Below are 24,206 nucleotides of genomic sequence, written 5' to 3' on the forward strand. Positions count from 1 at the left end.
GGTCAGCGTCCGCTTCAGGGTGTGAGCAGACGACCGGCGGTCATATGCCGCTTGCGTCCGTATCCCTCTCTGCGCTCTACCGCAAATCCTGCCGCCTGCAAGGCCCGCCGCACATATCCGGCAGCGGTATACGTGGCAAAGGTGCCTCCGGGACACGTGTGGGCGGCGACAGCAGCCATCAATGCCTCATCCCAGAGTTCCGGGTTCTTGGCGGGGGAGAAGCCGTCGAGGAACCAGGCATCCGCCCGCCCCGGCCAGAGCGGCAGCATCTCTCGCGCGTCGCCCTCCACGATCTCCACCTCTGCCGGGCCAAGGAGGAATCGGCGCTCTCCCTCCGCCCACGCCGAGAGCAGTGGCTCCGCCATGCCCGCGGCTTCCGGGAAGGCGGAGAGCGCGCGGGCCATGTCATCCGCGCTCATCGGGAAGGCCTCGAAACTGGTGAAGCGGAAGCTGCCGGGAAGGTCCGCCGCCTGCCATGCCAGAACGGTGGCGATCAGGTTCAGCCCAGTGCCGAATCCCAGCTCTGCGATGTGGAAACCGTCGTGGAACCGCGCGGGCAGATCATTGCCGCCAAGGAAAACGTGCCGCGTCTCCGCCAGCCCGTCGCCCAGCGAGAAATACGGGTCGTCGAAGCGGCGGGCGACCGGCACGCCGCCGTGGCGCCAGTCGATCTCGGCCGTGTCGGAAGGTGTGTGCGGCATGGCATGGTCCTCAAGGCTGTTCCGGGGCTAGAACAGAGCGGCACGACACACAAGCGGGGAGAGCGGGCATGACGGATGTGACGGTTTACGGCGCGGGCGTGTTCGGGCTTTCCGTCGCCTGGGCCTGTCTGGAACGCGGAGCCAAGGTGCGGGTGATCGACCCTTCGGGCGTGGGGGCCGGAGCTTCGGGCGGCGTGGTGGGCGCGCTCGCACCGCATGTGCCGGAGACGTGGAACGACAAGAAGCAGTTCCAGCTCGACAGCCTGCTGATGGCGGAGACCTGGTGGGCGGGCGTGGCACGGGCGTCCGGCCGCGATCCGGGCTACGGGCGGACGGGACGTATCCAGCCGCTCATGAGGACGGAGGCCGCGACGCTGGCCCGCACGCGGGAGACCACGACCGAAGCGCTCTGGGCGGGGGCGGCGAGCTGGCGTGTGCGCCCTGTCTCGGCCGGCGAAGACGACTGGCTCCCTCCCGGTGTGGTCGAGGTGGTGGAGGATACGCTCACCGCCCGCATCCTGCCCGCCGCAGCTTGCGAGGCGCTGGCCCATGCGATTATCGCCCGGGGGGGCGATGTGCGGCGGGAGGGTGCACCCTATGGCCGGGTGGTCTGGGCCACCGGCTGGACAGGGCTGGCGGCGCTGTCCCTGGCGCTGGACCGGAAGGTGGGCGGCGGGGTGAAGGGGCAGGCGCTCACCCTCGCGCTTCCGGCGGCGGAGCGCCCGCAGGTGTTCACCGAAGGCGTTCATATCGTGCCCCACGCCGATGGAACGGTGGCTGTCGGGTCCACTTCCGAACGGGAGTTCGATGTGCCCGACCGGGTGGACGGTGCGCTCGCGGAGTTGCATGCGCGGGCCGTCGGGCTTTGCCCGGCGCTGGAGGGCGCGCCGGTGGTGCATCGCTGGGCAGGGGTAAGGCCGCGTGCGCGGAGCCGGTCCCCCATGCTCGGACCCTGGCCGGGGCGGGCGGACCATTTCATCGCGAATGGCGGATTCAAGATCGGCTTCGGCATCGCCCCCAAGGTGGCCGAGGTCATGGCGGACCTCGTGCTGGAGGGGCGGGAGGCGGGCATTCCTGCGGGCTTCCGGGTCGAGGCCAACCTGTAAGGCGCCTGGCGGGGCGGATAGCGGTGGCCCATGGTCGATGTCGCCGCCTGTGATGTTGCCGCCGCGCGCGCCTGAAGGTGGTCCGGGGCGGATGGGCTGCGTCCCCTTGCTCCGCGCCAGGTTCCTCATGCGGATCAGGGCGAGTCCGGCATCGGCGGCTATCCCCTTCCGTCGCCAGGAGACATTTCCGACACTTGCCCCCCCGCCCGCGCTGTCGCACTGTGCGGCCCGAACGGAAGGGAGCACCCATGCGGCACGGCGGACAGATCCTTGTGGACCAACTGAAGGCGCGGGGGGTGACGCGCGTCTTCTCCGTTCCGGGAGAGAGCTTTCTGGCTGTCCTCGACGGACTTTACGACAGCGGGATCGAGAATATCGTCTGCCGTCACGAAGGCGGCGCGGCGATGATGGCGGAGGCCCATGCCAAGCTTACGGGCGAGCCGGGCGTCTGTTTCGTGACCCGCGGGCCGGGGGCGACAAATGCTTCCGCCGGGGTTCACGTCGCCCGGCAGGATTCGACCCCGCTCATCCTCTTTGTCGGCCAGATCGCCCGCAGCGACCGTGACCGGGAGGCATTTCAGGAAATCGACTACCGCGCCGTCTTTGGCCCGCTGGCGAAATGGGCCTCCGAGATCGACCAGACGGAGCGGATCCCGGAATATGTCTCCCGCGCCTTCCGGCTCGCCGTCTCCGGCAGGCCCGGACCGGTGGTGCTGGCTTTGCCGGAGGATGTGTTGGCCTGCCATGCGGATGTACCTGATCTGGCCCCTGCCGAACCGCGCGCGACTACGGTCGCGGAGGCGGATGTGGCGGCCGTGATGGCGGCGCTGGAGGGGGCGGAGCGCCCGCTGCTCGTCGTCGGGGGGCCGCAATGGTCGGCTCAGGCGGCGGCGGATCTCGCCCGGTTCGCGGAGGCGCAGAACCTGCCGGTGACCACTTCCTTCCGGCGGCAGGACAGGCTCGACAACCGCCATTCGCATTATGCGGGCTATCTCGGCGTCGGGATGAATCCGAAGCTCGGCGCGCGTCTGGGCGAGGCGGACCTGCTGATCGTTCTCGGCTCGCGGCTGGGCGATACGGCCACCAATGGCTACACGCTGCTCGATCCGGCCGCGCCGGGAACTCGGATCGTGCATATCCATCCCGATCCCGACGAACTCGGCCACGTCTGGCGGCCGGATGTCGCAATCGTCGCGACGGCGCCCGCGATGATCGCCGCCCTGGCCCGGCAGAACGCGGTCCCGAACCCGGTGCGGGCCGGCTGGACCAAGGCGCTCCGCGCGGATTTCGAGGGCTGGATCCAGCCAAAGGAAACCCCCGGCGCGGTAAAGATGGAAAAGGTGATCGGCTGGCTCGCCGAAACGCTCCCCGACGATGCGATCCTGACCAATGGCGCAGGCAACTTCGCAGCCTTCCTGCATCGCTACTACAGCTATCGCGGCTTCCCCACGGAACTGGCGCCGACATCGGGCAGTATGGGCTATGGGTTTCCGGCGGCGATCTCCGCCTCGCTCGAACATCCGGGACGGCGGGTGGTCTGCGTGGCGGGCGACGGCGACATCCAGATGACGCTGAACGAGTTCTCCACCGCCATGCAGCATGGCGCGACCCCGATCACCATCGTCGCCAACAACGGCCAATACGGCACAATCCGCATGCATCAGGAGCGGACGTATCCGGGACGGGTCAGCGGGACGCGCCTCGCCTCGCCTGATTTCGCGGCACTGGCGCGGGCCTATGGCGGGCATGGTGAGCGCGTGGAGCGGACGGAGGATTTCCCCGCTGCCTTTGAACGTGCGGTGGCCTCTGGCAAGCCTGCGATGATCGAACTCGCGCTGGATCCAGAGGCGCTCTCGGCCGGTGCGACGCTGGCGCAGACGCGGGCGCAGGGCGAGGCGGCGCACAAGGGGTGATCTCACGCGAAAAAAAGAAGAAGGGCCGCTCCGGGGAGCGGCCCTTCTTCTTTGCGGAAGGCCAGATGCTTTCGAAAGGCCAGATGCTCAGTTCTTGAATTCGAGCTGCCGGTTCGCCCGGAGCGCCACCAGCGTGCAGATCGCGCCGGAGAGCAGATAGGCGCCCGCCGACCACAGGCCGAACCAATGTACCAAGGCGAGTGCGACCAGCGGCGCGAAGCCCGCGCCGAAGAGCCAGGCAAGATCGGATGTCAGGGCCGACGCGGTGTAGCGATAGGTCGGATCGAACCGAGCTGCCGTCGCGCCGGAAGACTGGCCGAAGGACAGGCCGAGCAGCGCGAATCCCACGATCATGTAGATCAGCTCCCCCGTCTCGGCTCCGCCAAGGAAGGCCGGCGCCAGGATGCTGAACACCGCAATACCGATGGCGGCGAGCGCGAGCAGGTTGCCCCGGCCGATCCTGTCCGACAGCATGCCCGACAGGAGGACGGCACCGACCCCCACCACGGCCGCGATGACCTGGATGATGAGGAAGTCCGCCGGCGGCTCCTCCGTGTAGAGGAATACGTAGGACAGCGGGAACACCGTCATCATGTGAAAGAGCGCAAAGCTCGCGAGCGGGGTGAAGATCCCAAGAACGATCCGGGGCCCCTCCGCGCTCAGCGTATTGCCGACCGGTGCGGGTTGCAGGTCACGGCTTTCGAACAGACGCTCGTACTCCGGCGTCACCACGATGCGCAGGCGGGCGAACAGGGCCACGACGTTGATCGCGAAAGCGACGAAGAACGGATAGCGCCAGCCCCAGCTCAGGAAGTCCTCGGTGGAGAGGCTGAGCACCAGATAGGCGAACAGCGCGGATGCCACGATCAGTCCGAGTGGTGCGCCAAGCTGCGGCAGCATAGCATACCAGCCCCGCTTGCCGGGAGGCGCGTTCATTGCGAGCAGCGAGGACAGTCCGTCCCATGCTCCGCCGAGCGCGATCCCCTGCAGGAAGCGGAAGGCGGCGAGGAACAGGATCGACCAGTAGCCGATGGTGGCAAAGCCGGGAATCAGCGGGATGCAGACGGTTGCCGTTCCGAGCAGGAACAGCGCAAGCGTGAGCTTCGCTCCTCGCCCCCAGGCACGGTCGATCTGGATGAAGAGGATCGTGCCGATCGGACGCGCGACAAAGGCCAGCGCGAAAACCGCAAAGGACAGCAGCGTGCCCGTCAGCGGATCGGCGAAGGAAAAGAAAACCGCCGGAAAGACCAGCACGGAGGCGATGGAATAGACGAAGAAGTCGAAGAATTCCGACATCCGGCCGATTATAACGCCGATGGCGATTTCATTGGGCGAGACGTCGTGGCTGCCATCCTTGTGGATGGCGCGGGCGTCGCGTTCCGCCGTCGTCTCCGGCGTTCCCGTGGCTGCGGTGCTGCTCATGCTGGACCTCGCCTCTTCCTGCATCTGATATAAGTTGTGCATGATAGCGCACTCCGCGCCACTGGCACGGGGCGGCGTCTCTATAGAGCCGACGGCTGCACCTGCGGCATTGGGCAAATTGTCCAATGTCACACCTGCGGCAGAGCCTTTAATCCAACGCCCGATCTTCCGGCCCAGCCGGACTGCCCCCTAGTTTCCTTGCCAGATGATGGGAAAGCCCGTGAAACCAGCGCGCCTCGTCCCCCTTATCCTCGTTCCGCTCCTCCTCGCAGCGTGCAAGCCGGTGGTACTGTCACCGGCGGGCGATATTGCGATGCGGCAGCGGGACCTGCTTGTCATTTCCACGCTGCTCATGCTGCTCATCATCATTCCGGTGATGGTGCTGGTGATCTTCTTTGCGTGGAAATACCGCGAATCGAACCGGAAAGCGGAGTACAAGCCAGACTGGGATCACTCGACCCAGCTCGAACTCGTCATCTGGGCGGCTCCGCTGCTCATCATCATCTGCCTCGGTGCGCTGACATGGGTCGGCACGCACCTGCTGGATCCCTACCGACCGCTCGACCGGCTCGACAAGGACAGGCCGCTTGCCGCCGATCACCGGCCGTTGGAGGTGCAGGTCGTGGCGATGGACTGGAAATGGCTGTTCATCTATCCCGAAGAGGGGATCGCCACGGTGAACGAGCTCGCCGCGCCGGTGGACCGGCCGATCCGCTTCAAGATCACCGCCACCTCCGTGATGAACTCCTTCTACATTCCGGCCCTGTCGGGCATGATCTACGCGATGCCCGGGATGCAGACGCAGCTCAACGCCGTCATCAACCATGCCGGCGAATTTGAGGGGTTCTCCGCCAACTACAGCGGTCACGGCTTCTCCCACATGCGATTCGCTTTCCATGGGCTTGACGACGCCGGTTACGATCAGTGGGTCCAGCAGGTGCGCGAAAGCGGCCAGACGCTTGACCGTGCGACCTATCTCGAGCTGGTCAAACCCAGCGAGAACAATCCCGCCACGCATTACCAGTCGGTCGACGCCGATCTCTATCGCCTGATCCTCAACATGTGCGTGGAGCCGGGTCGGATGTGCATGAATGAAATGGCCTCCATCGACGCAAGAGGCGGGGCGGGTCTGGCCGGAACACTGAACGTCCGTCCCTTCGACGCCGACGGACCGATCCGTCAGGCGACGGTCTTCGGTGGCCTGCCTTCGTTTGTGGAGACCTTCTGCACCGTGGAAGACTCCAAGCTCGCCTTCGGAGGCCCGCTGGCTGCAGCCGAACTGCCCGAACAGGTCCGCACCCGGACGCCGTTCCGCGGGCACGGTCTGACGCAGCCCTCGCTCCTGCCGTTCACGGCGCCCACTTCGCAAGCGGAGGCGGACGCCGCCCGCCCCTCCGCACTCTGAGACAGGACTGACCGATGTTTGGTATGCCGCTCTCCGAATTCATCTTCGGCCGCCTCACCTGGGAGGCCCTGCCGTTGCACGAGCCCATCGTCGTCGCGACCTTTGTCGCGGTGGCGATAGGCGGGGTCGCGCTGCTCGGCGCGCTCACCTATTTCAAGCTGTGGGGCTATCTCTGGAGGGAATGGTTCACCACGGTGGACCACAAGAAGATCGGGATCATGTACATGATCCTCGGCCTCGTCATGTTCGTGCGCGGATTTGCCGACGCGGTGATGATGCGGATCCAGCAGGCCATGGCCTTCGGCGGGTCGGAAGGCTATCTCAACGCCCACCACTACGACCAGATCTTTACCGCGCACGGGGTCATCATGATCTTCTTCGTGGCCATGCCGATGGTCACGGGACTGATGAACTATGTCGTGCCGCTGCAGATCGGCGCGCGGGACGTGTCTTTCCCTTTCCTGAACAACTTCTCGTTCTGGATGACGGCAGGCGGCGCGATCATCACCATGGTGTCGCTTTTCGTGGGTGAATATGCGCAGACCGGCTGGCTGGCCTATCCTCCCTTGTCCGGAATTACCTACAGCCCGTGGGTCGGGGTGGATTACTACATCTGGGGCCTTCAGGTCGCGGGGGTGGGAACATTGCTCTCGGGCGTCAACCTGATCGCGACCATCGTGAAGATGCGCGCGCCTGGTATGACGATGATGAAGATGCCGGTGTTCACCTGGACCTCGCTCTGCACCAACGTGCTGATCGTGGCGGCTTTTCCGGTGCTGACGGCAGTGCTGACGCTGCTGACCCTCGACCGTTACGTGGGGACGAACTTCTTCACCAACGATCTCGGCGGCAACGCCATGATGTATGTGAACCTGATCTGGATCTGGGGCCACCCGGAGGTCTACATTCTGATCCTGCCGCTGTTCGGCGTGTTCTCCGAGGTGGTGTCGACCTTCTCCGGCAAGCGGCTCTTCGGCTACACGTCCATGGTCTATGCGACGGTGGTCATCACGATCCTGTCCTACCTCGTGTGGCTTCACCACTTCTTCACCATGGGGTCGGGCGCGTCGGTGAACTCCTTCTTCGGGATCACCACGATGATCATTTCCATCCCGACGGGCGCGAAAATCTTCAACTGGCTGTTCACCATGTACAAGGGACGGATCCGGTTCGAGCTGCCGATGATGTGGTCCATCGCCTTCATGCTGACCTTCGTGATCGGCGGGATGACGGGCGTGCTTCTGGCCGTGCCGCCGGCGGATTTCGTGCTGCACAACTCCCTGTTCCTCGTTGCGCACTTCCACAACGTGATCATCGGCGGCGTGCTCTTCGGCCTGTTCGCGGCGATGAACTTCTGGTGGCCAAAGGCCTTCGGCTTCAAGCTCGACCCGTTCTGGGGCAAGGTATCCTTCTGGTGCTGGGTGCCGGGCTTCTGGATCGCCTTCACGCCACTCTATATTCTCGGCCTCATGGGGGTGACACGGCGGATGCGGGTGTTCGAGGACCCCTCGCTGCAGATCTGGTTCCAGATCGCAGCAGTCGGTGCGGCGCTCATCGCCCTCGGCATCCTGACGATGTTCATCCAGTTCGGGGTCTCCATCCTGCGGCGCGACCAGCTTCGCGACGTTTCGGGCGACCCTTGGAACGCGCGCACGCTGGAGTGGGCGACCTCTTCGCCACCGCCGGAGTACAACTTCGCTTTCCAGCCGGTCGTGCGCGATCTCGACGCGTGGTGGGACATGAAAGAAGCGGGCTACCGCCGCCCGGTCGAAGGGTTCCGTGATATCCTGATGCCCCGCAACACGGGGGCGGGCATCATCATCGCGGGGCTCAGCACCGTGCTCGGTCTGGCGATGATCTGGTATATCTGGTGGCTGGCTGCACTCTGCCTCGTCGGGGTGTTCTGGGTCGCGATCGCCAACAGCTTCCGCTACGACCAGACCTTCACCATTCCCGCCACGCACGTCAGCACGACGGAAGCGGACCGGACGCGGCAGCTCGCCCGAGCCTGAGCCTGGAGAGACAGTTCCATGACAACCATGACTGCAAACATCGCGGGCGAGGTGCCAGAGTTCTTCGATCTCGACCCGCATGAGCATCCTGAAGGCGCGAGCACTATGCTCGGCTTCTGGATCTACCTGATGAGCGACTGCCTGATCTTCGCGGTGCTCTTTGCCTGCTTCGGCGTGCTCGGCGGTAACTTCGCCGGCGGGCCGGGGCCGCGCGACCTGTTTGACCTGCCGCTGGTGGCGTTGAACACGTCCATGCTGCTGTTCTCCTCCATCACCTACGGCTTCGCGATGCTGGCCATGGTGAAGGGGCACAGCCGGCATGTCATCAACTGGCTGATCGTGACCGGACTGTTCGGGCTGGCCTTCCTGTGCATCGAACTCTACGAGTTCCACCACATGATCCACCTTGGTGCGGGGCCGCAGCGGTCGGCCTTCCTGTCATCCTTCTATGCCTTGGTCGGAACCCACGGTCTTCACGTGTTCATCGGCCTGATCTGGCTGGTGGTGCTGGTCACGCAGGTGCGCCGGAAGGGGCTGATCGCCGCGAACCGTCGCAGGCTCACCTGCCTGTCGATGTTCTGGCACTTCCTCGACGTGATCTGGATCGGGGTCTTCACCTTCGTTTACCTCATGGGGATGTTGAGATGAGCAAAGACTACACGCCTCTCCATACCGCGCATGCGACGCAGGGTTCGCACCAGCAGCACCTCCACGATCACCCGGATGAGGAGGAGGATCACGGCTCGTTCGGATCCTACATGACCGGCTTCATCCTGTCGGTCATCCTGACGGCGATCCCGTTCTGGCTGGTGATGGGCGAGGTGATCCCCAATCCGCGGACGACCGGCATTGTCATCATGGCCTTTGCCGTGGTGCAGATCGTGGTTCACATGATCTACTTCCTGCATATGAATACCCGGTCGCAGGGGGGCTGGACGCTGCTGGCGCTGATCTTCACCCTTATTCTGGTGATCATCACGCTCTCCGGTTCGCTGTGGGTGATGTACCACCTGAACACGAACATGATGCCGGAGATGCACAACATGAGCACGATGTGACCGTCAGGGGTCATGACGTGGAACCGGGGCGGGGCGATACCGAAAGGGCGCCCCGTTCGCCATTGCGGATGGTAGTGATCGCCACCATCGGTCTCGTGCTGACAGTGTGCCTCATCGCGCTTGGCTGGTGGCAGGTGGAGCGGCGGGCGTGGAAGCATGACCTTGTGGCGCGAGTGGATGCCCGCATCCATGCCGCTCCTGTCGCGGCACCTGGGCCGGAAGCCTGGCCTATCGGCGCGGATACGGATGAATACCGCCGAGTGACGGTCACCGGCACCTTCGACCACAGTCGCGAGACGCTTGTCCAGGCGCTGACCGCTCTGGGTGGAGGCTTCTGGGTGCTGACCCCGCTTGCGACCGACCAAGGCTTCACGGTCATGGTGAACCGGGGCTTCGTTCCCTCCGACCGGCGGGACGCGGCCAGCCGGAAGCAGGGAGAGGTCGCGGGCAGCACCACGGTTACAGGCCTTTTGCGAATGACCGAACCGGGGGGAGGGTTCCTGCGGTCCAACGATCCGGCGGGCGACCGCTGGTATTCGCGCGACGTGACGGCCATTGCGGTGGCCCGCGGCCTGAGCGGCGCGGTTGCCCCCTACTTCATCGACGCCGACGCCACGCCAAACCCCGGCGGCCTGCCGGTCGGCGGCCTGACAGTGGTGAGCTTCCCGGACAACCATCTCAGCTATGCGCTGACGTGGTTCGCGCTGGCGATCGGAACGGCGGGTTGCACGATATTCGTGCTGCGGCATGAAGCCGGAAGGCGGAGGCGGGCGTGAGGCCGCCGGCAGAGAGCCCGCCCACCACGCGCAAGAACATGTGGCTGCTGATCCAGCTTCGCTGGATCGCCGTAGCGGGCCAGATCGTCGCCATCTCCTTTGCCGCTTGGTTCCTGCGGGTACAACTGCCGCTCGTGCCTATGTCGGCGGTCGTGGCCTGTCTCGTCCTGCTGAACGCAGCGACCATCCTCTGGCTCCGCCGGGCGGAGCGTGTGCGGGGCCGCGTGGTGTTCATGGCTCTGACGCTCGACGTGCTGGCGCTGACGGCGCAGCTCGCCCTGAGCGGGGGGGCCAGCAATCCCTTCGTCACGCTTTACGTGGTACAGGTGGCGCTGGGAGCGATGATGCTCCGGCCCCCTGCAGGATGGTTCCTTGTCGCGCTGACGAGCTGCCTCTTTGCGCTGCTGATCGTGCTTCACCGGCCGCTGGTATTGCCCCCGGACGGGCCGTCCTTCTTCAAGCTTTATGTCGCGGGCATGTTCGTCGGCCTGACGCTGGACGCGGTACTCGTCGTCGCCTTCCTGACGCGGGTGGCAGCGAACCTGCGGCAGAGCGATGCCCGCGTGGCCCGCCTTCGCCAGCAGGCGGCGGAAGAGGACCACATCGTCCGCATGGGCTTGCTGGCCTCCGGCGCGGCGCATGAGCTCTCAACGCCCCTTGCCTCCATCTCCGTCATTCTGGGGGACTGGCGGCGGATGCCGAAGCTCTCCGACGATCCCGAACTCCGGCAGGAGATCGAGACGATGCGCAGCTCGGTCGATCGCTGCAAGGCGATCATCACCGGTATCCTGATGACCTCCGGCGCCGCGCGGGGCGAGGGGACGGAGCTGACCACCGTTCACAGCTTCGTTGCCCGCATCTCGCGCGACTGGCAATCCGCGCATCCCGGCGTCATGCTGGAGCGTCACAACGATTTCGGCGAAGATGTCGGCATCGTATCCGATACGACGCTTCGGCAGATCGTGATGAACGTTCTCGACAACGCGGTGGAGGCGTCGCCAGATTGGGTGGGGCTCGATGTGCGGCGGGAAGGGGCGATGCTGCTCCTTCGTGTCATGGACCGCGGTCCGGGTTTTTCATCGCGGATGCTTGACGAATTCGGTCGTCCCTATCAAAGCACCAAGGGACGGCAGGGGCGTGGCCTGGGATTGTTTCTCGTGGTGAACGCCATACGCAAGCTCGGCGGATCGGTATCCGCCGGGAACCGGCCGGAGGGCGGGGCGGAAGTGACGTTGCGGTTGCCCCTGCATCTCCTCAGCGCCGAGGACGAGGATGACAATGACGGAGACTGGTCAGACGGGGAGTGGGACGGAGGAGACGATCCTTCTGATCGAGGATGACCCCGATTTTGCGGCGACCCTGAAGAAATCGCTGGAACGGCGCGGCATGACCGTCTTCCATTCACACGGGATGGAGGATCTTGAGCAGGTGCTCGCCGCGCATCGGCCCGCCCGCGCCGTGGTGGATCTCAAGCTTTCTGGCGGCTCGGGCCTTGTCTGCGTCGATCACCTTCATCGCCGTGACCCGGAGATGCAGATCGTCGTCCTCACCGGTTTCGCCAGCATCGCGACAGCGGTCGAAGCGATCAAACTGGGCGCCTGCCACTATCTGACGAAGCCCGCGAACACCGATGAAATCCTTGATGCCTTCGTACGGGGAACGGGGGATCCGGGGGTGGAGTTGTCCACCCAGCCCTCCTCCATCAAGACACTGGAATGGGAACGCATCCACGAAACGCTGGTCGCGACGGGATTCAACATCTCGGAAACCGCGCGGCGGTTGGGGATGCATCGCCGGACGCTGGCGCGCAAGCTGGAGAAGCGTCAGGTTCGCTGACCGGCTATTCTGCAACGGCGGCGTGGTCGCCCGTGGCATCGGCCGTCTTGCCTGTTGGCATCGCGGGTCGCGCACGTCATTCTCCCTCGAAATCGAACGTCATGTGAACGGATTGCAATGAACCGCCCGGCCCGAGAGGTTGATACCGTTTTTTCCCAGCCGGTTCGGCAGGTTCTGTTCATGGTCATCGCCCTGCTGCTGGTCGCAGCGGGTGCATGGATGATCCACCGGGAGGTGTCGGAGGTCTTCCGGGCGAATGTCTGGCTGAACGGCTCCATCCTGTTCGTGTTCCTCGTCGGGGTTGTGGCCTGCTTCTGGCAGGTGGGTCAGCTCATGGCGGCGGTGAATTGGATCGAGGGATTTGCGCACAACCGCCCGGGCTACGTCGCCTCCCGCCCGCCGAAACTGCTGGTGCCGCTTGCCACGCTTCTGGGGCAGCGCACGCCGGGGGCGGGGCGGCTTCAGCTCTCTTCAACCTCCGCGCGCTCCATTCTGGAATCGGTCGGCGCGCGGATGGAGGAGATGCGGGACATCACTCGCTATCTTGGCAACCTGCTGATCTTTCTGGGGTTGCTCGGCACTTTCTTCGGCCTCGCCACCACGGTTCCCGCGGTCGTGCGGACCATCGGCGCACTCAGCCCCCAGCCGGGGGAGGAAAGCCTCGCAGTGTTCGGCCGGCTCATGCAGGGGCTGAACTCGCAGCTTGGTGGGATGGGGACGGCGTTCGCATCCTCGCTGCTCGGCCTGTCCGGATCGCTGGTCATCGGGCTTCTGGAGATCTTCGCCAGCCACGGACAGAACCGCTTTTACAGCGAGCTTGAGGACTGGCTCTCCTCCATGACGCGCATCGGTATTGCCTCTGGCGATGACGGGTCCATAAGTCAGGAGGCTGTGGGGGGACTGATCGACCATCTGTCCGACCAGATGGACGCACTGACCCAGCTTTACGCACAGGCGGAGCAGCGGCGGAGCCTGCTTGACCAACGTATCGGGCTGCTGGCCGAATCCGTGGATCGCCTGACCCGCAAGCTGGAGGGGGAGGCGGGCACGATGGGCGCGCTCACCCGGTTGACGGAGGGGCAGGAGCGGCTGGTCGGCGCCCTTGCCCAGCGTGAGGAAACCGGCGCGCTGGATGCCGAAAGCCGTATGCGGCTGCGGTCCATGGATGTGCAGCTTCTGAAGATTCTCGAAGAATTGTCCGCGGGGCGGCAGGAGACGCTCTATGATCTCCGCAGCGACCTTGCCGCACTCGCATCGGCGGTGCGGGGTCTGGGCTCCGACCAGCGGAGGGGGTGATGGCGTTCTCGCGCGGGCGCACACGATTTGAAACCAACGTCTGGCCGGGTTTCGTGGACGCGATGACCTCGCTCCTCATGGTCATCATGTTCGTGCTGTCGATCTTCATGATCGTGATGTTCGTGTTGCAGGATCGGGTCAGCAGCCAGGATTCGGAGCTGGAGGCGCTGACGGGCGAAGTGGCCCAGCTGTCGCGCGCGCTCAACGTTTCCGAACGCCGGGGACAGGTGCTTGAAGGTACGCTGGCGGAGCGGCAAGGGGCGCTGGATGCCGCGACCGGCCGCATCACCGACTTCGAGGCGCAGGTCGCCGCTTTGATCGCCGCGCGGGATCAGGCGCAGACCTCTCTCGCAACGGTGGAGGGAGAGAAGCGGGAGCTTCTGTCCGCGCAGGAAGCGTTGAACCTTGCGCTCGCCGAGGCCCGGCAGGAGGTCGATGCGGGGCAGGAGGCCGCCCGGCTGGCGGCTGCCCGGCGGGAGGCGCTAGAGGCGCTTGTTGCCGATCTTCGGGCAAAGGGAGAGGCGGATGCGGCGCGCCTCTCGGAGGCGGAAGTCCAACGACTGACGGAGTCGGAGGCCGCCGCGGCGCTTCGTGAGCGGTTGAAGAGCGCCGATGCGGAACTGACGGCCATGACGCTCGCACTTGAGGAGCAGCGCAAACGGGCAGAGGAAACCCTGACCCTGCTCGCCGCCGCGGAAGCTGCACGCGACGCGGCAACGGCGGAGGCGACCCGGGAACTCACCGAAGCCGAGCGGCGCGCGGGCCTGCTTGCCGCCGCCAACTCGGCGCTCGCAGGCCAGCAGGCGCAGGGAGCTGAGGATGCCCGCCGGGTTGCCGCCCTGAATGAACAGGTGGCGGCGTTGCGCGCACAACTCGGCTCCTTGCAGGCCGTGCTCGATGCCTCCGGGGAGAAGACGCGTGAGGCGGATGTGCGTATCGAAACGCTCGGTGGGCAGCTCAATGTCGCGCTGGCACAGGTCGCTGAAGAGCAGCGGCGGCGGGCTGAACTCGAAGCGGCGGAGCGGGCCCGGCTTGCGGCGGAAGCCGAACGACTGGAACGCTACAGCTCGGAATTCTTCGGCAAGCTGCGCGATGTTCTGCAGGGGAGAGCCGGTGTTCGCATTGTGGGGGATCGCTTCGTCTTCTCCTCAGAAGTTCTGTTCCAGCCAGGTTCGGATACCCTGGCACCCGAAGGACGCTCGCAGATCGCGAGAGTTGCATCGATTCTGAAGGATGTCTCGCATGAAATCCCGCCGGGCATCGACTGGATCCTCCGGGTGGACGGCCATACCGACGATACGCCGCTTTCAGGGACGGGACAGTTTCGCGACAACTGGGAGCTGAGCCAAGCACGGGCGCTGTCGGTGGTGCGCTACATGGTCAACGATCTCGGATTTCCACCGGAACGTCTGGCCGCGACGGGATTTGGTGAATTTCGTCCTGTGGCGAGCGGCAATTCACCAGAAGCGCGGGCGCAGAACCGCCGGATCGAGTTGAAACTCACCGAGCGTTGAGCCAGAGGGCGAGCTTCGCTTTGCGGTGCCGGCGTGTGGAGGCGCGCGCCAGCAACAGAATGACATTTCTCCCACTCGCATCCCGCTGGGGCACGGTGTCGCCCTGCGGAACCGTGCCAAGGGAGATTCAGGCATCTCCACGACCTAATGAAAAAGGCTTTCAGGTCTGCGTTGAGGGGTGATCGTCCGCAATCCAAAGATATTCAGCCGGGAATTCACACGGTTCTGGTCGTCCTGAAGTCGATTTCCGATTTGCGGAGCATTAAATTTCAGGACTTGTCAGCACCCTTCCAAACTCAGCAAAGAAAAAGGCCCCGCTGCGCAGCGGGGCCTTTCATTGATCGGGCTTATTCCGCTGTCAGAAGCGGCGGCTTGTTGCCTGTGAGCCGGGGGCGCGACGGCTCCTCGATCTCCAAGGAGATGGTGTCGTCCTTGACCGCGATCTTGACCACTCCACCCTTGGCGAGCCGACCAAAGAGCAACTCCTCCGCCAACGGCTTCTTGATGTGCTCCTGAATCACCCGACCGAGCGGGCGGGCGCCCATCTTGTCGTCGTAACCCTTTTCCGCCAGCCAGTCGGCGGCGGCTGGCGTAAGTTCGATATGCACGCCACGATCCATCAGCTGGGCTTCGAGCTGCAGAACGAACTTTTCGACGACTTGCAGGATCACCTCGCGCGGCAGCGGTGCGAAGGAAATCACTGCATCCAGTCGGTTGCGGAATTCCGGCGTGAAGGTCCGCTCGATGGCTGCCGTATCTTCCCCTTCCCGACGCTCGCGATTGAAGCCGATGGCCGCCTTCGCCTGCTCCGAGGCCCCGGCGTTCGAGGTCATGATCAGGATCACGTTGCGGAAGTCCACCTGCCGACCATTGTGGTCGGTGAGTTTGCCGTGATCCATCACCTGCAACAGGATGTTGTAGACATCCGGGTGCGCCTTCTCCATCTCGTCCAGAAGCAGCACGCAATGCGGGTGCTGGTCCACGCCATCGGTCAGCATGCCACCCTGATCGAAGCCGACATAGCCCGGAGGCGCGCCGATCAGCCGGGAAACCGCATGTTTCTCCATATATTCCGACATGTCGAAGCGCAGCAATTCGACGCCAAGTGTATTGGCGAGCTGTTTGGCCACCTCCGTCTTGCCGACACCGGTCGGACCCGCGAACAGGTAGTTGCCGATAGGCTTCTCCGGCTCCCGCAGGCCCGCGCGGGCCAGCTTGATCGCGGAGGACAGTGCCTCGATCGCCTTGTCCTGACCGAAGACCACGCGCTTGAGGGTCTTTTCCAGGTCGCGCAGCACTTCCGCATCGTCCTTGGAGACGCTTTTCGGGGGGATACGGGCGATCTTTGCCACGACGGCCTCGATCTCCTTGGCGCTGATCGTCTTGCGGCGGCGTGACTCGGGCAGCAGGTGCTGGGCGGCACCTGCCTCGTCGATCACGTCGATCGCCTTGTCGGGCAGTTTGCGGTCATGGATATAACGCGCGGAGAGCTCAACGGCCGTTTTGATCGCATCCGCGGTATAGCGGATGTCATGATGCTCCTCGAAGTAGGGTTTCAGGCCCATGAGGATCTTGATCGTGTCGGGCACGGAGGGCTCGTTCACGTCGATCTTCTGGAACCGCCGCGACAGCGCCCGGTCCTTCTCGAAATGCTGGCGGAACTCCTTGTATGTGGTAGAGCCCATGCAACGCAGCCGCCCGCCCTGAAGCGCGGGTTTCAGCAGGTTGGAAGCATCCATCGCGCCGCCGGAGGTGGCGCCCGCGCCGATTACGGTATGGATCTCGTCGATGAACAGGATCGCGTCGGGGTGATCTTCCATCTCCTTGACCACGGCCTTCAGCCGCTCCTCGAAATCCCCGCGGTAGCGGGTTCCGGCGAGCAACGCGCCCATATCGAGCGAGAAGATCGTGGCGGAAGCCAGAATGTCAGGCGTCTCTCCTTCGACGATCTTCCAGGCGAGTCCTTCGGCGATAGCGGTCTTGCCAACTCCGGGGTCCCCGACGAGAAGCGGGTTGTTCTTGCGGCGTCGGCAGAGCACCTGGATGCAGCGCTCGACTTCCCCCTCCCGGCCGATCAGCGGATCGACATCGCCCTTCCGCGCCTTGGCGTTCAGGTCAACACAGTATTTCGCAAGCGCGGATTCGCGCGACTCACCCCCGGAATTCCCCGAGGTGGAACCGGATTGGGACGACGTGTTCTGTTCCTCCTCATGATCGCTGGTTCCGGTGATGGGGCGTGTCTCGCCGAAGGAAGGATCCTTGGCCACGCCATGGGCGATGAAGTTGACCGCGTCGTAACGGGTCATGTCCTGCTCCTGCAGGAAGAAGGCCGCGTTCGATTCGCGTTCGGCAAAGATCGCGACCAGAACATTCGCCCCTGTCACTTCTGTCCGCCCGGAGGACTGGACATGGATGGCCGCTCGCTGGATCACACGCTGGAAGGCCGCGGTCGGCACCGCCTCCGAGCCTTCGATATCGGTCACGAGCGTAGAAAGATCGTCGTCGATGAAGTCGGTGAGCGTCCGGCGGAGTTCCTCAAGATCAACACTGCAGGCCCTCATCACCCGGGAGGCGTCGGGTTCGTCGATCAACGCCAGCAAGAGGTGCTCCAGCGTTGCGAGTTCGTGGCGCCGCGCGTTGGCCAGCGCCAGCGCAGCATGGATTGCTTGCTCGAGGGTGGTCGAAAAAGAAGGCACGGGCCGTGCTCCTGTCCTTGAGGGTCGGAGGTGGGGCGGACCCCGCTCCAACCGTGTCCCCATATCCTTAAAGTTCGGTGTTCGAGGCCGCGCTTCAAGTTTTTTCTGTGAGATTCCGCCCGATCCCCGCGCAGTTGCGACAAATGTGATCGGAAAGGCTCCTCCCATGTTCCGACCGGATGACCGGTCGTCCCGGAATCGCTCAGAATGCGTCCTTTCTGCGCCTGATTTCGGCAAAAACTTCCGCATCTTCTGCATCGCTCTCGAACCCGAGCTTGCGTCTGATGCCAGCCTCGCCGGGCCGCAGGAAAGGATTGGTTGCGAGTTCTTCCGAGAGCGTCGAGGGTACGGTCGGTTGCATTCGCGCACGCAGAGCCGCCACCTCGGTCTCTCGCGATCTAAGCATTCCGTTCTCAGGTTCAATGGTTAGCGCAAACGCGATGTTGCCGGTCGTGTATTCGTGACCGGAATAAACGCGCGTTTCCGGCGGCAGCGATATGAGCTTCGTCAGGCTTTTCCACATCATCGCGGGTGTTCCCTCGAAAAGCCGGCCGCAACCGCAGGCCATGAGGCTGTCCGCGGAAAAGAGCGCCCCCGTCTGCGGAAAATGGAATGCGACATGTCCCACGGTATGTCCGGAGACGTCGATCACCCGGCCCTCTTCTCCACCGACACGAACCGTGTCGCCCTCCGTCACCGCGATGTCGAGGGCGGGGAGGCGGTGGCGGTCGGCGGCAGCGCCGATTACACGCGCATTGGTGGCCGCCCGAAGCTCATCGACCCCCTGAACGTGATCGGGGTGGTGGTGGGTAAGCAGGATCGTGGACAGCTGCCAACCCCGCTCTTCAAGGGCGCGGAGAATCGGCGCCGCTTCCGGCACATCCACTACGGCGGTGTCTCCGGTCGCGGCGTCATGCAGCAGGTAGGCGTAATTGTCGCTTAGGCAGGGGATTGTGACGATGTCGAGGGTCATGGTGTTTCCTTGTGGCTCGGCTATCTTGCGGTCATGGCCAAGCTAATCGCTGATACTGCGGAAACAATGCACCTGGACGCGCTAGAACTGCGTAATTTCTATTACCGCACCGGCCTCGGCCGGGTGGCTCAGCGCAGCCTGCGGCAGAGCTTCCTGGAACTCTGGCCGGAGGCTCAGGGCCAAACGGTGGTGGGATTCGGCTTTCCGGCACCGCTCCTGCGACCCTACATGGGTAAGGCGCGTCGGATTGTCGCACTTATGCCAGGTCAGCAGGGGGTGATGTCCTGGCCCCGGGGGGAAGCGAATGTCTCCGTGCTTTGCGAGGAGACGCAGTGGCCGCTCCCCACCGGCATCGCGGACAAGCTCTTCCTTCTGCACGGGCTGGAGACGACGGACTATCCGTCCGAGCTTCTGGAGGAATGCTGGCGGGTGCTGGGGGCGGGGGGGCGTGCGATCTTCGTCGTGCCCAACCGCTCCGGCATGTGGTCCCGGACGGATTCGACCCCCTTCGGTTTCGGTCGCCCCTATTCGCTCCGGCAACTGGAGGTGCAGCTCAAGCGCCACGCTTTCACTCCCGAACGCTACGTCACCTCGCTCTACACGCCTCCATCTCCCCGGCGATTCTGGTTGCGCACTTCAGACTTCTGGGAGGGAACCGGGCGGCGGCTTTCGTCCGTCTTTTCGGGCGGCGTGCATATCGTGGAGGCATCCAAGCAGGTTTACGCTCCCACCCGTCCTGGCCTACGGCAGATGGTCCGTCGGCCGCTGCGCGTGCTGGAGGGGGCAACCCAGCCCGGTCCGGTCGCGGGCGCAGAGCCCGCTTAAGTCACAGGTTGCACAGAGCTGTGGCAACCTTGCCAGATGTTGGCGCTAAAGGCACGAAATAAGCCTTTTGTGGGTATCTCCTTCGGCCCAACACGGTTGCGAGCGCGGAAGGGGTCTGCTACACGCAACCCCGGATTTGGGCCGCGCCGTGCGTGCGCCTTGGACGGCCCCGGACCCGCGTGCTTTTCCCGCACTGCGCCGGTGAGGGGTCACAGCATCGGAAGGGTGGACGTGGCCGAACCTGCTTCGATTTCATACGGTATCGCCGCGCGCTATGCGACGGCCGTCTTCGAACTGGCACAAGAGCAGAACGCGCTTGATGCGTTGGAGGCCGATGCCGGCACTCTCGACGCGATTCTCAAGGAAAGCGTTGATTTCCGAACCATGATTACCTCGCCCCTCTACTCGCGCGATGCGGAGAAGAATGCGGTGATGGCCGTCGCGGGCAAGGCCGGTCTCACGGATGTGATGTCGCGCACGTTGGGTCTCATGGCGGATCACCGGCGGTTGTTCGTGCTGCCCGAGTTCGTGACCGAGCTTCGGGACATGATCAAGCGCGCCAAGAACGAGGTGACCGCTGAGGTGATTTCCGCCCAGCCGCTCACTGAGGATCAGGTGCAACGTCTCGAAACCGTGCTCACCGCCAAGGCGGAAGGGCGCAAGGTTCTGATCAATACGACCATAGATGAAACGCTCATCGGTGGTCTTGTCGTCATGCTGGGCTCGAAGATGATCGACACCTCGGTCCGCTCGAAGCTCTCGGCACTCCAGAATGCAATGAAAGAGGTCGGATAATGGGTATCCAAGCTGCTGAGATCTCCGCGATCCTCAAAGAGCAGATCAAGAATTTCGGCCAAGAAGCCGAAGTGGCGGAGATCGGCCGCGTCCTGTCGGTTGGCGACGGGATTGCCCGTGTCTATGGCCTCGACAATGTGCAGGCGGGGGAGATGGTCGAGTTTCCCGGCGGCATCCAGGGGATGGCGCTGAACCTCGAAGTCGACAACGTCGGTATCGTGATCTTCGGTGACGACCGCGGTATCCGCGAGGGCGACACCGTAAAACGCACGAAATCCATCGTGGACGTTCCCGCGGGCGAGGGGCTGCTGGGCCGCGTGCTCGATGGTCTCGGCAATCCGATCGACGGCAAGGGCGCGCTGAACTTCTCAGAGCGTCGCGTGGCCGATGTGAAGGCTCCCGGCATCATTCCGCGGAAGTCCGTGCACGAGCCGATGGCCACCGGCCTCAAGGCGATCGACGCGATGATCCCGATCGGCCGGGGTCAGCGGGAGCTCATCATCGGTGACCGTCAGACGGGCAAGACCGCCGTGGCGCTCGACACCATCCTGAACCAGAAGTCCTATAACGAGGCTGCCGGTTCCGACGAATCCAAGAAGCTCTACTGCATCTACGTTGCCATCGGGCAGAAGCGCTCGACCGTGGCGCAGCTGGTGAAGAAGCTCGAGGAGAGCGGTGCGATCGAATACACGATCGTCGTCGCGGCGACCGCTTCCGATCCCGCGCCGATGCAGTATCTCGCGCCCTATTCGGCGACTGCGATGGCGGAGTTCTTCCGCGACAACGGCCGTCACGCCCTCATCATCTATGATGACCTTTCCAAGCAGGCCGTTTCCTACCGTCAGATGTCGCTGCTGCTGCGCCGTCCGCCGGGACGCGAAGCCTATCCGGGCGACGTGTTCTATCTCCACTCCCGCCTGCTGGAACGCTCGGCGAAGATGTCGGACGCGTTCGGCGCCGGTTCGCTGACGGCGCTGCCGATCATCGAAACCCAGGCGGGCGACGTGTCGGCCTATATCCCGACCAACGTGATCTCCATCACCGACGGTCAGATCTTCCTTGAGACGGAACTGTTCTACCAGGGCATCCGCCCGGCGGTGAACACCGGCCTCTCGGTGTCGCGCGTCGGCTCGGCCGCCCAGACCAATGCCATGAAATCGGTCGCGGGCCCGGTGAAGCTGGAACTCGCGCAGTATCGGGAAATGGCTGCCTTCGCCCAGTTCGGCTCCGACCTCGATGCTTCCACGCAGAAGCTGCTGAACCGCGGTTCCCGCCTGACGGAGCTGATGAAGCAGCCGCAGTATTCGCCGCTGACCAACGCGGAGATCGTCTGCGTGATCTATGCGGGGACGCATGGCTTCCTCGATTCGATCCCGGTTGGCAAAGTCGGTGCCTTCGAGAAGGGCCTGCTGGGCCATCTGCGCACCAATCACCGCGCGCTGCTCGACGACATCACCGTCAACGACCGCAAGGTGAAGGACGAGCTCGAAGCCAAGATCAAGGCCGCGATCACTGAATTTGCCAAAGACTTCGCTTAAGGGCGGGGGAGCAGGGACGGATAGATGCCGAGCCTAAAGGACCTCAAGAACCGGATCAGCAGCGTCAAGTCGACGCGCAAGATCACCAAGGCCATGCAGATGGTCGCGGCGGCGAAACTGCGCCGCGCCCAGGAAGCCGCCGAAGCCGCCCGCCCCTATGCGGAGCGGATGAACTCGGTCATCGCGGGCCTCGCCGGGTCGGTCGCGGGCTCGCCCGGCGCGCCGCGGCTGCTCGCCGGAACGGGGCAGGACAAGGTCCACCTCCTGGTCGTCATGACCTCGGAGCGTGGCCTTGCCGGTGCCTTCAACTCCTCCATCGTCAGGTTGGCGCGGCTCCGTGCCGACACGCTGATCGGGCAGGGCAAGACGGTGAAGATCCTGACCGTGGGCAAGAAGGGGCGCGAGCAGCTCCGTCGCGACTACGGGCAGTATCTCATCGGGCATGTCGATATGTCGGAGGTGAAGAAGCTCGGCTACGTCAACGCCCATGATATCGCGCGTCAGATCATGACGCGGTTCCAGAACGGCGAATTCGACGTGGCGACGATCTTCTACAACCGTTTCCAGTCGGTCATCAGCCAGGTGCCGACGGCGAAGCAGATCATCCCCGCCTCGTTCGAGGAAACGCCCGCGACATCCGCCTCGTCGCTCTATGAGTATGAGCCGTCCGAAGAAGGTATCCTGACCGATCTGCTGCCGCGTTCGATCGCGACCCAGATCTTCACGGCGCTGCTTGAGAATGCCGCCTCTGAACAGGGTGCGCGGATGAGCGCGATGGACAACGCGACCCGCAACGCGGGGGACATGATCAACAAGCTCACGATCCAGTACAACCGCTCCCGGCAGGCTGCGATCACCAAAGAGCTTATCGAAATCATCTCGGGCGCCGAAGCGCTCTAACGACCGGAGTAACCAATGTCACAAGGCAAAGTCACGCAGGTCATCGGCGCTGTCGTGGACGTGCAGTTCGACGGCGCGCTCCCGGCGATCCTGAACGCGCTGGAGACGACCAACAACGGCAAGCGCCTCGTTCTGGAAGTGGCTCAGCACCTTGGCGAGAGCACCGTGCGCACCATCGCGATGGATGCGACGGAAGGTCTCGTCCGCGGCGAGCAGGTGAACGATACGGGCGCACCGATTTCGGTGCCCGTCGGCGACGGCACGCTCGGCCGCATCCTGAATGTCATCGGCGAGCCGATCGACGAGAAGGGCCCGGTCGAAGCGACCGAGCGCCGCGCCATCCACCAGCCCGCGCCCGACTTCGAGGATCAGTCCACGGAATCGGCGATCCTCGTCACCGGCATCAAGGTCATCGACCTGCTGGCCCCCTATGCGAAGGGCGGCAAGATCGGCCTCTTCGGCGGTGCGGGCGTCGGCAAGACGGTGCTCATCCAGGAGCTCATCAACAACATCGCCAAGGTGCACTCGGGCTATTCCGTGTTCGCCGGCGTGGGTGAGCGGACGCGCGAGGGCAACGACCTCTACCATGAGTTCATCGAATCGGGCGTCATCAACATCGACAAGCTCGAAGATTCCAAGGTGGCTCTGGTCTATGGCCAGATGAACGAACCGCCGGGTGCCCGTGCCCGCGTGGCGCTCACCGGTCTGACCATTGCGGAGCAATTCCGTGACCAGTCGGGCTCGGACGTGCTGTTCTTCGTCGACAACATCTTCCGCTTCACCCAAGCGGGTTCGGATGTGTCGGCGCTGCTGGGCCGCATCCCCTCCGCCGTGGGCTATCAGCCGACTCTCGCCACGGACATGGGTGCGCTGCAGGAGCGGATCACCTCGACCCGCGCCGGGTCCATCACTTCGGTGCAGGCGATCTACGTGCCGGCCGACGACCTTACCGACCCGGCGCCTGCGACGTCGTTTGCCCACCTCGACGCCACGACCGTGCTGTCCCGCGCGATCTCGGAGCTGGGCATCTACCCGGCGGTGGACCCGCTCGACTCGACTTCCCGGATTCTCGATCCGCAGGTGGTCGGACAGGAGCACTACGACACCGCCCGCGCCGTGCAGGGCATCCTTCAGCGCTACAAGTCGCTGCAGGACATCATCGCCATCCTCGGGATGGACGAACTCTCGGAAGAGGATAAGCTGACCGTGACCCGCGCCCGGAAGATCCAGCGCTTCCTCTCGCAGCCGTTCGACGTGGCGCAGGTATTCACGGGCTCGCCCGGGGTGCAGGTTCCGCTCGACAAGACCATCGCGTCCTTCAAGGCGGTCGTCGCGGGCGAATACGATCACCTGCCCGAAGCGGCCTTCTACATGGTCGGCGACATCGAAGAAGTGAAGGCGAAAGCCGAGCGTCTCGCTGCGGCCGCGGCCTGAGGGAGC

The 24,206-nt window shown here is 64.3% G+C and carries 20 protein-coding genes; 16 read left to right on the top strand and 4 right to left on the bottom strand.

Features of this window, described 5'->3' with window-relative positions; all coding sequences use genetic code 11:
- Window positions 1-14: 14 nt before the first annotated feature.
- Complete coding sequence (gene mnmC2 / locus CG51_RS10795) at window positions 15-701, bottom strand: tRNA (5-methylaminomethyl-2-thiouridine)(34)-methyltransferase MnmC2 (protein WP_035744859.1); 687 nt, start codon at window positions 699-701, stop codon at window positions 15-17.
- 68 nt (window positions 702-769) lie between these two features.
- On the opposite strand from mnmC2, the gene CG51_RS10800 reads away from it, so the two are divergent.
- On the top strand, window positions 770-1,807 hold the full coding sequence (locus CG51_RS10800) for an NAD(P)/FAD-dependent oxidoreductase (protein WP_035744862.1): 1,038 nt from the start codon (window positions 770-772) through the stop codon (window positions 1,805-1,807).
- A gap of 248 nt (window positions 1,808-2,055) precedes the next feature.
- Window positions 2,056-3,720, top strand: a complete 1,665-nt coding sequence (locus CG51_RS10805) for a thiamine pyrophosphate-binding protein (RefSeq protein ID WP_035744865.1) — start codon at window positions 2,056-2,058, stop codon at window positions 3,718-3,720.
- 87 nt (window positions 3,721-3,807) lie between these two features.
- Here CG51_RS10805 and CG51_RS10810 read toward each other — a convergent pair whose 3' ends face one another.
- Complete coding sequence (locus CG51_RS10810; RefSeq protein ID WP_035744868.1) at window positions 3,808-5,142, bottom strand: MFS transporter; 1,335 nt, start codon at window positions 5,140-5,142, stop codon at window positions 3,808-3,810.
- 220 nt (window positions 5,143-5,362) lie between these two features.
- Here CG51_RS10810 and cyoA point away from each other — a divergent pair, with 220 nt between their 5' ends.
- The 9 genes from cyoA to CG51_RS10855 all read left to right on the top strand — a co-directional run bounded on the left by cyoA (window position 5,363) and on the right by CG51_RS10855 (window position 15,039).
- Window positions 5,363-6,547: a ubiquinol oxidase subunit II gene (gene cyoA / locus CG51_RS10815; protein WP_233141256.1), complete on the top strand. Its 1,185-nt coding sequence runs from the start codon at window positions 5,363-5,365 to the stop codon at window positions 6,545-6,547.
- 14 nt (window positions 6,548-6,561) lie between these two features.
- Entirely contained in the window at window positions 6,562-8,559 is a 1,998-nt protein-coding gene (gene cyoB, locus CG51_RS10820) for a cytochrome o ubiquinol oxidase subunit I (RefSeq protein WP_088233526.1), read from the top strand.
- A gap of 18 nt (window positions 8,560-8,577) precedes the next feature.
- The gene (gene cyoC / locus CG51_RS10825; RefSeq protein ID WP_035744870.1) at window positions 8,578-9,207 is read left to right on the top strand and encodes a cytochrome o ubiquinol oxidase subunit III; all 630 of its coding nucleotides are present in this window, start codon (window positions 8,578-8,580) and stop codon (window positions 9,205-9,207) included.
- A complete protein-coding gene (gene cyoD / locus CG51_RS10830; protein ID WP_035744872.1) occupies window positions 9,204-9,617 on the top strand; it encodes a cytochrome o ubiquinol oxidase subunit IV in 414 nt (137 codons plus the stop codon). The genes cyoC and cyoD overlap by 4 nt, the downstream gene beginning before the upstream one ends.
- Entirely contained in the window at window positions 9,614-10,393 is a 780-nt protein-coding gene (locus CG51_RS10835) for an SURF1 family protein (RefSeq protein ID WP_233141255.1), read from the top strand. The genes cyoD and CG51_RS10835 overlap by 4 nt, the downstream gene beginning before the upstream one ends.
- A complete protein-coding gene (locus tag CG51_RS10840) occupies window positions 10,390-11,733 on the top strand; it encodes an ATP-binding protein (RefSeq protein WP_198947667.1) in 1,344 nt (447 codons plus the stop codon). Before CG51_RS10835 ends, CG51_RS10840 begins: the two co-directional genes overlap by 4 nt.
- On the top strand, window positions 11,672-12,229 hold the full coding sequence (locus CG51_RS10845; protein ID WP_035744874.1) for a response regulator transcription factor: 558 nt from the start codon (window positions 11,672-11,674) through the stop codon (window positions 12,227-12,229). Before CG51_RS10840 ends, CG51_RS10845 begins: the two co-directional genes overlap by 62 nt.
- A 180-nt stretch (window positions 12,230-12,409) precedes the next feature.
- Complete coding sequence (locus CG51_RS10850) at window positions 12,410-13,525, top strand: biopolymer transporter ExbB (RefSeq protein WP_233141254.1); 1,116 nt, start codon at window positions 12,410-12,412, stop codon at window positions 13,523-13,525.
- On the top strand, window positions 13,525-15,039 hold the full coding sequence (locus tag CG51_RS10855) for a peptidoglycan -binding protein (protein WP_035744878.1): 1,515 nt from the start codon (window positions 13,525-13,527) through the stop codon (window positions 15,037-15,039). The genes CG51_RS10850 and CG51_RS10855 overlap by 1 nt, the downstream gene beginning before the upstream one ends.
- Window positions 15,040-15,386: 347 nt before the next feature.
- Here the strand turns inward: CG51_RS10855 and clpA are convergent, their stop codons facing one another.
- Window positions 15,387-17,735 carry an ATP-dependent Clp protease ATP-binding subunit ClpA gene (gene clpA, locus CG51_RS10860; RefSeq protein WP_035744880.1) on the bottom strand — a complete coding sequence of 783 codons (2,349 nt, stop codon included), beginning with the start codon at window positions 17,733-17,735 and terminating at the stop codon, window positions 15,387-15,389.
- 202 nt (window positions 17,736-17,937) lie between these two features.
- The gene (gene gloB / locus CG51_RS10865) at window positions 17,938-18,708 is read right to left on the bottom strand and encodes a hydroxyacylglutathione hydrolase (protein WP_035744883.1); all 771 of its coding nucleotides are present in this window, start codon (window positions 18,706-18,708) and stop codon (window positions 17,938-17,940) included.
- Between the two features lie 66 nt (window positions 18,709-18,774).
- On the opposite strand from gloB, the gene CG51_RS10870 reads away from it, so the two are divergent.
- The 5 genes from CG51_RS10870 (at window position 18,775) to atpD (ending at window position 24,200) form a co-directional block, all read left to right on the top strand.
- On the top strand, window positions 18,775-19,533 hold the full coding sequence (locus CG51_RS10870) for a methyltransferase domain-containing protein (RefSeq protein WP_035744885.1): 759 nt from the start codon (window positions 18,775-18,777) through the stop codon (window positions 19,531-19,533).
- A 231-nt stretch (window positions 19,534-19,764) separates the two neighbouring features.
- Window positions 19,765-20,328, top strand: a complete 564-nt coding sequence (locus CG51_RS10875; protein ID WP_035744887.1) for a F0F1 ATP synthase subunit delta — start codon at window positions 19,765-19,767, stop codon at window positions 20,326-20,328.
- Window positions 20,328-21,866, top strand: coding sequence for a F0F1 ATP synthase subunit alpha (gene atpA / locus CG51_RS10880; protein ID WP_035744890.1), 1,539 nt, complete (start codon window positions 20,328-20,330; stop codon window positions 21,864-21,866). The genes CG51_RS10875 and atpA overlap by 1 nt, the downstream gene beginning before the upstream one ends.
- A gap of 24 nt (window positions 21,867-21,890) precedes the next feature.
- Complete coding sequence (locus tag CG51_RS10885; protein WP_035744893.1) at window positions 21,891-22,766, top strand: F0F1 ATP synthase subunit gamma; 876 nt, start codon at window positions 21,891-21,893, stop codon at window positions 22,764-22,766.
- 15 nt (window positions 22,767-22,781) lie between these two features.
- Complete coding sequence (gene atpD / locus CG51_RS10890; RefSeq protein WP_035744896.1) at window positions 22,782-24,200, top strand: F0F1 ATP synthase subunit beta; 1,419 nt, start codon at window positions 22,782-22,784, stop codon at window positions 24,198-24,200.
- The last annotated feature ends 6 nt before the right edge of the window (window positions 24,201-24,206 follow it).

This window comes from Haematobacter missouriensis (assembly GCF_000740775.1).
GTDB lineage: Bacteria > Pseudomonadota > Alphaproteobacteria > Rhodobacterales > Rhodobacteraceae > Haematobacter > Haematobacter missouriensis.

Coding starts and splice junctions, on each gene's coding strand:
- cyoD (WP_035744872.1), top strand. CDS start 9,204: ATGAGCAAAGACTACACGCCTCTCCATACCGCGCATGCGACGCAGGGT.
- CG51_RS10855 (WP_035744878.1), top strand. CDS start 13,525: ATGGCGTTCTCGCGCGGGCGCACACGATTTGAAACCAACGTCTGGCCG.
- cyoB (WP_088233526.1), top strand. CDS start 6,562: ATGTTTGGTATGCCGCTCTCCGAATTCATCTTCGGCCGCCTCACCTGG.
- gloB (WP_035744883.1), bottom strand. CDS start 18,708: ATGACCCTCGACATCGTCACAATCCCCTGCCTAAGCGACAATTACGCC.
- CG51_RS10805 (WP_035744865.1), top strand. CDS start 2,056: ATGCGGCACGGCGGACAGATCCTTGTGGACCAACTGAAGGCGCGGGGG.
- CG51_RS10810 (WP_035744868.1), bottom strand. CDS start 5,142: ATGAGCAGCACCGCAGCCACGGGAACGCCGGAGACGACGGCGGAACGC.
- mnmC2 (WP_035744859.1), bottom strand. CDS start 701: ATGCCGCACACACCTTCCGACACGGCCGAGATCGACTGGCGCCACGGC.
- CG51_RS10845 (WP_035744874.1), top strand. CDS start 11,672: ATGACGGAGACTGGTCAGACGGGGAGTGGGACGGAGGAGACGATCCTT.
- CG51_RS10800 (WP_035744862.1), top strand. CDS start 770: ATGACGGATGTGACGGTTTACGGCGCGGGCGTGTTCGGGCTTTCCGTC.
- cyoC (WP_035744870.1), top strand. CDS start 8,578: ATGACAACCATGACTGCAAACATCGCGGGCGAGGTGCCAGAGTTCTTC.
- atpD (WP_035744896.1), top strand. CDS start 22,782: ATGTCACAAGGCAAAGTCACGCAGGTCATCGGCGCTGTCGTGGACGTG.
- CG51_RS10850 (WP_233141254.1), top strand. CDS start 12,410: ATGGTCATCGCCCTGCTGCTGGTCGCAGCGGGTGCATGGATGATCCAC.
- CG51_RS10885 (WP_035744893.1), top strand. CDS start 21,891: ATGCCGAGCCTAAAGGACCTCAAGAACCGGATCAGCAGCGTCAAGTCG.
- atpA (WP_035744890.1), top strand. CDS start 20,328: ATGGGTATCCAAGCTGCTGAGATCTCCGCGATCCTCAAAGAGCAGATC.
- CG51_RS10870 (WP_035744885.1), top strand. CDS start 18,775: ATGCACCTGGACGCGCTAGAACTGCGTAATTTCTATTACCGCACCGGC.